The sequence below is a fragment of the Geodermatophilus sp. SYSU D00708 genome (assembly GCF_054050115.1).
The window spans coordinates 206,175-214,687 of the sequence record NZ_JBJGYS010000004.1 but is presented as its reverse complement, the minus strand read 5'-3'; the positions used below and the strand labels follow the sequence as shown (position 1 = coordinate 214,687).

Here is an 8,513-nt window from a genome sequence, read left to right as displayed (position 1 = left end):
CCCCCCCCCCCCCCCCCCCCCCCCCCCCCCCCCCCCCCCCCCCCCCCCCCCCCCCCCCCCCCCCCCCCCCCCCCCCCCCCCCCCCCCCCCCCCCCCTCCGGCCTTGTCCAGGGTCCCGCCCTGAGCCTGCGAAGGGTGGGGAGGACAGGGTCCTCTCTCAGAACGGGTAGACGGGCAGGTCGCCGCGGAGGGTGACCCACTGCGTCTCGGTGAAGGCCTCGATGTTGGCCTGCGGACCGCCGTGCCGGGACCCCGTGCCCGACGCCCCGACGCCGCCGAACGGGGCGACCGCCTCGTCGTTGACCGTCTGGTCGTTGATGTGCACCAGGCCCGAGGGGATCCGCTCGGCCAGCTGGAGGCCGGCGTACACGTCACGGGTGAGGATGCCCAGCGACAGGCCGTACTCGGTGCCCGCGGCGAGCTCGGCGACCTCGTCCAGCGACGAGAACGCGGTCACCGGGGCGACGGGGCCGAAGATCTCCTCCCGGTAGGCCGCGGCGTCGACCGGGACGTCGCCGAGCACGGTCGGCCGGTAGTACAGCCCCTCGAAGGTCCCTCCGGTGCGGACCGTGGCCCCGCCGTCCACCGACGCGGTGACCAGGCCGTGCACGCGGTCGCGCTGGGTGGCGTCGATCAGCGGGCCCAGCGCCACCTGCTCGCGGAACGGGTCGCCGACCGGCAGCTTCTCGACCTTCTCGGTGAGGACCGCCGTGTACTCCTCGGCGATCGACTCGTGCACCAGGTGCCGGGACGTCGCCATGCAGATCTGCCCGGAGTGGGAGAACGTGCCCCACGCGCCGACGCTCGCCGCCGCCGTGACGTCGACGTCGGGCAGGACGATCAGCGCGGAGTTGCCGCCCAGCTCCAGGTGCGCCCGCTTGAGGTGCTGTCCCGCCAGCGCCCCGACAGCGCGGCCGGCCTTCGTGGAGCCGGTGAAGGCGATGACCCGCACCGCGGGCTCGACGACCAGCGCCTCGCCGACGTCGGCACCACCGGGCAGCACCTGGAAGACGCCCTCCGGCAGGCCGGCCTCCTCGAAGACCCGCGCGAACACCGCACCGCCGCAGATCGCCGTCCGCGGGTCGGGCTTGAGGACGACCGCGTTGCCCAGCGCCAGCGCCGGCGCGATCGCCCGGATGGCGAGGATGGTCGGCACGTTGAACGGCGCGATCACACCGACCACCCCGGCCGGCACCCGGCGGGCGAAGGACAGCCGCGGGGCGCCGGTGCGCAGCAGCTCGCCGTACGGGTGCGACGGCAGGGCCGCGGCCTCGTAGCACTCCGCGGCGCTGGTGTGCACCTGGAAGTCACCGAAGGGCTGGATGGCGCCGGACTCCCGGGCCAGCCACCCCTTGATCTCCTCGGCGTTGGCCTCGAGGAGCTCGCCGGCGCGGCGCAGCACCCGGGCCCGCTCCTCGAACGGCGCCGCGGCCCACGCCCGCTGGGCCGCCACCGCCCGGACCGCCGCGGTGTGCACGTCCTCCGGGGTGGCCCGGCCCACCGTGCCGATCACGTCCCCGGTCGCCGGCTCCACGGCGTCGTAGGTGCCACCCGAGCCGTCGGTCCAGGACCCGGTCCAGACCTTCCCCTGCCACGCGCCGTCGTCCAGCAGTGCCATGCCACATCTCCCGTCCCGGCCGCCCTGCGCGGCCCGGCTCCGAGGTTACGCACGGGTAACCCGGCGGCTCGGGGGGCCCTCCGTGGCACTCCGCTGACCGACCGTGCCTGGCGCGCCGCCACTCCCCCAGGGACGGACCCCTCCGTCCCCACGGTTGGGGGCACCGGATCGGGTGAACGCGGAACTAGCTTCGGGCTCCGTCGCGGCCGCCACGGCCGCCCGCCCCGGCCGTCGAGGCCGAGGTCCACCTGAACACCGCCGATCCCCGCGAGCGGAGACCCCCATGCGCAGGACCATCATCGCCGCCGGCTCGTTCGCCCTCCTCCTGGGCAGCGCCACCGCGGCCGCCGCAGCTCCACCGGGCAGCGACCCGGTCGACCACGTGGTCGTCGTCGGCGACCTGGACAACCCCCGCCAGCTCTCCTGGTCGGACCGCACCCTGCTGATCGCGGAGAGCGGTCAGGGCGGGGAGGACTGCGCCCCGACCGCGGCCGAGGCACCGCCCGCCGAGGCGCCGGCCGCAGACACCCCGGCGACCGACCCCACCGCTCCCGACACGACCGCTCCTGACACGACGACCCCCGACACGACGGTCGCCGACGACACCGCGACGCCCGGCGACGACGGCACGGCCGACCAGGGCCCCGGCGACACCCCGGTCGCTCCGGACACGACGGACACCGCCACGGACGGCACGACCCCGCCCGACACCACCGTGACCGTGGACGACACCGTGACCGCCGACGACACCGTGACCGCCGACGACGCCGCCGCGGCCGCCGTCGAGGTCTGCGAGGGCCCGACCGGCGGCATCGCCGGGGTCGAGCGGCCCGGCCGGGTCGAGGAGGGCCAGGCCGAGGCGGTCGTCGAGGGCCTCTACTCGGTGGAGAGCCCCGAGGGGTCGGTCGGTCCGGCCGGCGTGGCCGCGACCGACCGCGACGACGTCCTGCTGATCGCCGAGGGCGAGCTCACCCCCGACGCGCTGGCCGCGGAGACCGACGACCCGGCGGCGGCCACGCAGGAGCACCTGCTGGTCAGTTCCGACGGCGAGGTCCGGCCGTGGGTGGACCTGGGCCAGGCCGAGGCCGACCAGGACCCCGACGGCAACGGCATCGCCGACAGCAACCCGAACGCGGTCCTCTTCGTCGACCCCGAGGGCAGCGACGAGGGCAGCGACGACGACGGCGACGACGGCGGCCGCGGCGACGACAGCGACGACGACGACGGCGACAGCGACGAGTACGCGCTGGTCGCCGACGCGGGCGCCAACGCCGTGTGGAAGGTGACCGCCGACTTCGACGCCCTGCGCGACGACGAGCTGCCCGACTACGAGGTGAGCGTCTTCGCCGCCTTCCCCTCCGAGGAGGGCGAGCCGCAGTTCGTGCCCAGCGCGATCACCCAGGACCCGGACGGCAACGTCTACGTCGGCGGCGTCGGCGGCGGTCTGGCCCCGGGCGGCGCCGAGGTCGTGCGCCTCGACGCCGACGGCGAGGAGACCGGCCGCTGGGGCGGGTTCACCGCCATCAACGGCATCGCCGTCTCCCCCAACGGCGAGCACGTGTTCGTCTCCCAGGTCTTCGGCAGCGAGGGTCCGGCCGGCGGCGGCACCGGCTCGGTCGTCCGGTTCGAGACCGAGGACTCCGACGAGGCGACCTACGTCGAGGCCGACGTCCCGTTCCCGGCCGGCCTGGCACTCGGCGGCAACGGCGCGGTCTACGTCGCGGCCTACAGCCTCTCCCCCGGCGACGCCGACGACCCGGCGACCGAGGACGCCGAGGGCGGCCAGCTGTGGCGGTTCTTCTTCCCCGAGGACGCCGACGAGCAGCTGCTGCCGGTGGTGGACACCGAGGCCACCGCACCGGCCGACGACGGCACCACCGTCCCCGCGGACGACGCCGCCACCGTCCCGGCCGACGACGGCACCGCGCTCCCCGACGACGACGGCACCCTCGACCAGGGCAGCGGTGACGTCACCGTCCCCGACGACACGGTGGTCACCGACGACGACACCCCCGACCAGGGCTCGGGCGACGTCGCACCCTGACGTCGTCCGCCGGACCGACCGTGCGGTGCCGCGGTGTGCCCCCGCCGCGGCACCGCACGGTCACGTCCCGGGTCAGTCGCCGCGCAGCTCCGCGAGGATCGGCCCGGCGACCTTGAACGCGTGGTTGGCCGCGGGCACGCCGGCGTAGACCGCGGAGTGCTGGATGACCTCGGCGATCTCCTCGTCGGTCAGCCCGTTGTTCTTGGCCGCGCGCACGTGCAGGGCGAACTCGTCCCAGTGCCGCAGGGCGATGGTGATCGACAGGGTCATCAGGCTGCGGTCCCGCCGGGCCAGGCCGGGCCGCTGCCAGATGTCGCCCCAGGCCACGCGGGTGATGAAGTCCTGGAAGTCGGCGGTGAACGGCGTCGTGTTCGCCACCGCGCGGTCGACCCACTCGTCGCCGAGGACCTGCCGGCGGGTCGCCATCCCCGCCTCGCGGCGGGCGTCGTCGGTGCTGGGCAGGTCGCTCATCGGGCGTCTCCGTCGAAGTGGGCGAGCAGCGCGCCGGTGACCTCCAGCGGCGACTCCAGATTGGCCAGGTGGGCGCCGGGGCTGACCGACACCAGTACGGCGCCCGCGATCCCGGCCGCGATGGCCTGCTGGTGGTCCGGCGGCAGCGCGGGGTCGTCGGCGCCGGACACCACCAGCGTCGGGGCGGTGATGCGGCCGAGGTCGTCGCGCAGGTCGAGGTGCGCGACGACCTCGGCGCAGGAGGCGTAACCCTCGTCGTCGGCCCCGGCCACCATCGCCTCGAGCCGGGCGACCAGGTCGGGGTTCCGGGCGGCGAACGGCGGCGTCAGCCAGCGACTGACCACGGCCGACGCCAGCGGGGCGGTGCCGCCGGACCGGGCGGCGGCCGCCCGGTCGAGGAACCCCTGCGGCTCGGTCTTCGCCGAGGTGCACAGCGCCGCGATCCGCCCCACCCGGCCGGGCTCGCGCGCGGCCAGCCGCATCGCGGTCATGCCGCCCAGCGACAGCCCGGCCACGTGCGCCCGCGGCACCGCGAGCCGGTCGAGCAGCGCGACGACGTCGTCCACCAGGTCGTCGAGGGTGTAGGGCCCCTGCGGCGCCGGCGAGCTGCCGTGCCCGCGGGTGTCGTAGGTGACCACGCGGAACCGCTCGGCCAGCGCCGGCACCTGCGGGTCCCACATGGCGCGGGTGGCGCCCAGGGAGTTGGAGAGGACGACGACCGGCGCGTCGCGCGGGCCCTCCTCGGTGTACGAGACCTCGACGGCTGTCACTGTTCCCCTTCGGTCAACTCGGCGTGCTCGGCCAGGGCGGCGTCCACCTGGGCTCCGGCCTCCCCGACGTCCGGCGCCGCGGCGGCCAGGACGGCCTGCGGGTCGACGTCGGTGCGGGCGGCGACCACCTCGGCGAGCGGGCGGCCGGCGTCGCGGGCCTCCCGGACGGCGGCGGCCGCGGCGTCGTGGGCCGGCCCCTTGCCCATGCTGTCGGTCAGGGCCTCGGCGAGCGCCCCGGCCAGCGGCCCCTCGTTGGCCGCGGCGACGGTCGCCGCCATGCGCGCGACGTCAGGGCGCAGGCCGCGCAGGCTCTCGGCGAGCCAGGCCGCGGCCGACCCGACCGTGGTGAGCAGCTCGGTCAGCGACGGCCACTCGCTGTGCCAGGCGCCGGCGGCCCGCTCGTGCTCCTGCTCCATGGCCGCGAACAGCGTGGCGACCAGGCCCGGCGCGCGGCGGGCGCAGGCCCGCGCGGAGATCGCCGCCACCGGGTTGCGCTTGTGCGGCATGGCCGACGAGCCGCCGCGCCCCTCCCCCACCTCGGCCACCTCGGCGACCTCGGACTGGGCGAGCAGGACGACGTCGACGGCGACCGTGGCCACCGCGCCGGCGGCCGCGCCGAGGGCCCCGGCGAGGTCGGCGATCGGCAGCCGCACGGTGTGCCACGCGACGGCGGTGGTGGCCAGCCCCAGTTCCTCGGCGAGCGCGGCGCGCACCGCCACCCCGGCCCCGTCGCTGGCCGCCAGCGTGCCGACCGCGCCGCCGTACTGCACCGGTAGCGAGGCGACCACCTCGGCCAGTCGCAACCGGGCACCGTCGAGCCCGGCCAGCCAGCCGGCCGCCTTCAGGCCGAACGTGGTGGGCAGGCCCTGCTGCATGAGGGTGCGGCCCATGACCACGTCGTCCCGGTGCGTGCGCGCCAGCCCCGCGGCGGTCTCCGCGGCCGCCGCCAGGTCGGCGTCGATCGCGGCGATCGCGTCGCGGGCGAGCAGCACCAGGGCGGTGTCGAGCACGTCCTGGCTGGTGCCGCCCACGTGGACGGCGACCGCGTCCCGCTCGCCCACGGCGTCCTGCACCGCCCGTACCAACGGCGGCACCGGGTTGCCGGCGTCGGCCGCCTTGGCCACGACGGTGGCCAGGTCCAGCCGGGAGGGGTCGGCGCAGGCGGCGGTGACCGCGTCGGCGGCCGTCGTCGGGACCAGGCCGGCGCGCGCCGCGGCGCGGGCCAGCGCCGCCTCGACGTCGAGCATCGCCCGGAACCAGGCGTCGTCGGAGACGGCGGCCGCCGCCGCGCCGCGGGCGAACGTGCCGGCGAACAGAGCTGTCACGGCGTCCTTCCTACCGTGGCCGCTCACACCGCGAAGAAGACCGTCTCCGCGTCGCCCTGCAGGTGCACGTCGAAGGAGTACCCGTCCTCGGTCCGCCGGGCGATCAGGGTCCCCCGCCGGTCCTCGGGCACCGACTTCAGCACGGCGTCCTCGGCGTTGGCCTCGGCCTCGTCCTCGAAGTAGATGCGGGTGACCACCCGGTCGAGCAGGCCGCGGGCGAAGACGTTGACGTCGATGTGCGGCGCCTGCAGCCCGCCCTCGCCGTCGGGCAGCCGGCCCGGCTTGAGCGTGTGGAGCGCGAACTCGCCGGGCGGGTGGATCGTCTGCACGCGGGCGTAGCCGCGGAAGCCCGGGTAGGACGACGCCCCGCGGGGGTCCTCGGGCGACGGGAGCCCGCCGCGCGGGTCGGCCTGCCAGGTCTCGATCATGGCGTCGGGGACGAGGTCACCGGCGCCGTCGAAGACCCGCCCGCGGATCCAGATGCCGCCCTCGGTGCCCTCGGCGGCAGCCCACGCGCCGTCCGGCCAGGTGAGCCCGATCGCCAGGTAGGGCCCGACGGTCGCGCTCGGCGTGGTGCCCAGCCGCAGCGGGCCGGTGAGGAAGCCGGTGCCGCGCTGCCCCGAGCGCGGCTGGAACGGCGTGGTGGGGTCCGGCGGGACGTCCAGGGGGTTCACGATCCGGGTCACGCGACATCTCCGTCGTCGTCGGTCTCGAACGGGGTCTGCTCCGTGCCGCGCAGCACGATGTCCCACTCGAAGGCCAGCGCCCAGTTGTCCTGGGTCCGCTCGAGGTCGTACCGGCTGATCGCCCGGTGGCGCGCCGCGGCCGGGATGGCGTTGTAGATCGGGTCCTGCTCGAACAGCGGGTCCCCGGGGAAGTACATCTGGGTGACCAGCCGCTGGGTGAAGGCCCGGCCGAACAGCGAGAAGTGGATGTGCGCCGGACGCCAGGCGTTGTGGTGGTTGCCCCACGGGTAGGCGCCGGGCTTGATCGTCAGGAACTCGTACCGGCCCAGGCTGTCGGTGATCACCCGCCCGAGCCCGTCGAAGTGCGGGTCCAGCGGCGCGGGCCAGTTGTCGACGACGTGCCGGTAGCGGCCGGCCGCGTTGGCCTGCCACACCTCGACCAGCGCGTCCGGCACCGGCCGGCCGTCGCTGTCGAGCACCCGCCCGTAGACGAGGATCCGCTGGCCCACCGCCTCGCCGCCGTTGCGGTAGGTCAGGTCGGCGTCCTGCGCCAGGACGCGGTCCTCGCCCAGCACCGGGCCGGTGACCTCGGTCAGCCGGTGCGGCAGGTCGATCGGCGTCCGCAGGGGGGCGCGGAGCGCGGTGCTCCGGTAGTCGGGGAAGCCCACGGGCGTGCGCACCGTGGCGTCCTCGCGCAGGTAGCGCGGCAGGTGCAGCCGGCTCTCGGATGTGGTCCCGGTCATGCAGGGAAGGTACGGCCGGCGGGCTAGGCTGCCCAAGCCGGGACTTCCGGCCAGCAGAAAGCAGGAGACGTGGCCGGTGGAGGTTCCAGGCCCGGGCGCTCGGTCACGTCGCGGGCTCTGGCGGTGCTCGACGCGTTCAGCAGCAGCACGCCGCGGCTGTCGCTGTCGGAGATCGCCGAGCGGTCCGGGACGCCGCTGTCGACGGCGCACCGGCTGCTGGGTGAGCTGACCGACTGGGGTGCGCTGGTGCGGCGGGCCGACGGCCGCTACGAGATCGGCCGCAAGCTGTGGGACCTCGGCCTGCTGGCGCCGGTGCAACTGGAGCTGCGGCAGGTGGCCGCCCCCTTCCTCCTCGACGTGCACACCGCCACCCGCGACACCGTCCACCTCGCTGTCCGCGAGGGGCGCAGCGCGCTCTACGTCGAGCGCATCTCCGGCCGGGAGTCGGTGCCGGTGGTCAGCCAGGTCGGCAGCCGGCTGCCGCTGCACGCCACCGGGGTCGGCAAGGTGCTGCTGGCCGCGGCGCCGGACGACGTGGTAGAGGGCGTCCTGCGCTCGCTGAACCGGGAGACCCGGCACACCGTCATCGACCCCGCCCGCCTGCGCCGCGAGCTCGCCGAGGTCCGCCGCCGCGGGTACTCGCGCACCGCGGAGGAGATGTCGCTGGGCACCCTCTCCGTCGCCGTCCCGGTGCACGCCGAGCGGGCCGGGACGCCGGTGGCCGTGGCCGCGCTCGGCGTCGTCGCACCCAGCCACCGGCGGGACCTCACCCGGCTGGTCCCCGTGCTGGAGGTGGCCGCGCGGGGCATCGGCCGCGAGCTGTCGCGGGCCGCCCACTTCCGCTGAGCGGGAGCGC

8 protein-coding genes are annotated in these 8,513 nt (G+C 76.1%); 2 read left to right on the top strand and 6 right to left on the bottom strand.

The annotated features are described in order from the left end of the window. Positions 1 to 157: 157 nt before the first annotated feature. Entirely contained in the window at positions 158 to 1,618 is a 1,461-nt protein-coding gene (locus ACI79D_RS06005; protein ID WP_456917434.1) for a benzaldehyde dehydrogenase, read from the bottom strand. A gap of 283 nt (positions 1,619 to 1,901) precedes the next feature. Here ACI79D_RS06005 and ACI79D_RS06000 point away from each other — a divergent pair, with 283 nt between their 5' ends. Next, a complete protein-coding gene (locus ACI79D_RS06000; protein WP_456917433.1) occupies positions 1,902 to 3,662 on the top strand; it encodes a ScyD/ScyE family protein in 1,761 nt (586 codons plus the stop codon). A gap of 72 nt (positions 3,663 to 3,734) precedes the next feature. Here ACI79D_RS06000 and pcaC read toward each other — a convergent pair whose 3' ends face one another. Genes pcaC through pcaH form a run of 5 tightly spaced genes read right to left on the bottom strand, consistent with a single transcriptional unit; the run spans position 3,735 to position 7,657 of the window. Continuing rightward, positions 3,735 to 4,133: a 4-carboxymuconolactone decarboxylase gene (gene pcaC / locus ACI79D_RS05995; RefSeq protein WP_456917432.1), complete on the bottom strand. Its 399-nt coding sequence runs from the start codon at positions 4,131 to 4,133 to the stop codon at positions 3,735 to 3,737. After that, on the bottom strand, positions 4,130 to 4,903 hold the full coding sequence (gene pcaD / locus ACI79D_RS05990) for a 3-oxoadipate enol-lactonase (protein ID WP_456917431.1): 774 nt from the start codon (positions 4,901 to 4,903) through the stop codon (positions 4,130 to 4,132). The genes pcaC and pcaD overlap by 4 nt, the downstream gene beginning before the upstream one ends. Then, complete coding sequence (gene pcaB, locus ACI79D_RS05985; protein ID WP_456917430.1) at positions 4,900 to 6,228, bottom strand: 3-carboxy-cis,cis-muconate cycloisomerase; 1,329 nt, start codon at positions 6,226 to 6,228, stop codon at positions 4,900 to 4,902. The genes pcaD and pcaB overlap by 4 nt, the downstream gene beginning before the upstream one ends. Before the next feature lie 23 nt (positions 6,229 to 6,251). Continuing rightward, positions 6,252 to 6,914: a protocatechuate 3,4-dioxygenase subunit alpha gene (pcaG, locus tag ACI79D_RS05980; RefSeq protein WP_456917429.1), complete on the bottom strand. Its 663-nt coding sequence runs from the start codon at positions 6,912 to 6,914 to the stop codon at positions 6,252 to 6,254. Next, on the bottom strand, positions 6,911 to 7,657 hold the full coding sequence (gene pcaH / locus ACI79D_RS05975; RefSeq protein ID WP_456917428.1) for a protocatechuate 3,4-dioxygenase subunit beta: 747 nt from the start codon (positions 7,655 to 7,657) through the stop codon (positions 6,911 to 6,913). Before pcaH ends, pcaG begins: the two co-directional genes overlap by 4 nt. Before the next feature lie 69 nt (positions 7,658 to 7,726). Between pcaH and ACI79D_RS05970 the strand changes: the two genes are divergently transcribed. After that, the gene (locus tag ACI79D_RS05970; protein WP_456917427.1) at positions 7,727 to 8,503 is read left to right on the top strand and encodes an IclR family transcriptional regulator; all 777 of its coding nucleotides are present in this window, start codon (positions 7,727 to 7,729) and stop codon (positions 8,501 to 8,503) included. Positions 8,504 to 8,513: the final 10 nt, after the last annotated feature.

Excerpts from the sequence above, each read along its gene's own strand:
- ACI79D_RS06005 (WP_456917434.1), bottom strand. The coding sequence starts at position 1,618 with ATGGCACTGCTGGACGACGGCGCGTGGCAGGGGAAGGTCTGGACCGGG.
- ACI79D_RS06000 (WP_456917433.1), top strand. The coding sequence starts at position 1,902 with ATGCGCAGGACCATCATCGCCGCCGGCTCGTTCGCCCTCCTCCTGGGC.
- pcaC (WP_456917432.1), bottom strand. The coding sequence starts at position 4,133 with ATGAGCGACCTGCCCAGCACCGACGACGCCCGCCGCGAGGCGGGGATG.
- pcaH (WP_456917428.1), bottom strand. The coding sequence starts at position 7,657 with ATGACCGGGACCACATCCGAGAGCCGGCTGCACCTGCCGCGCTACCTG.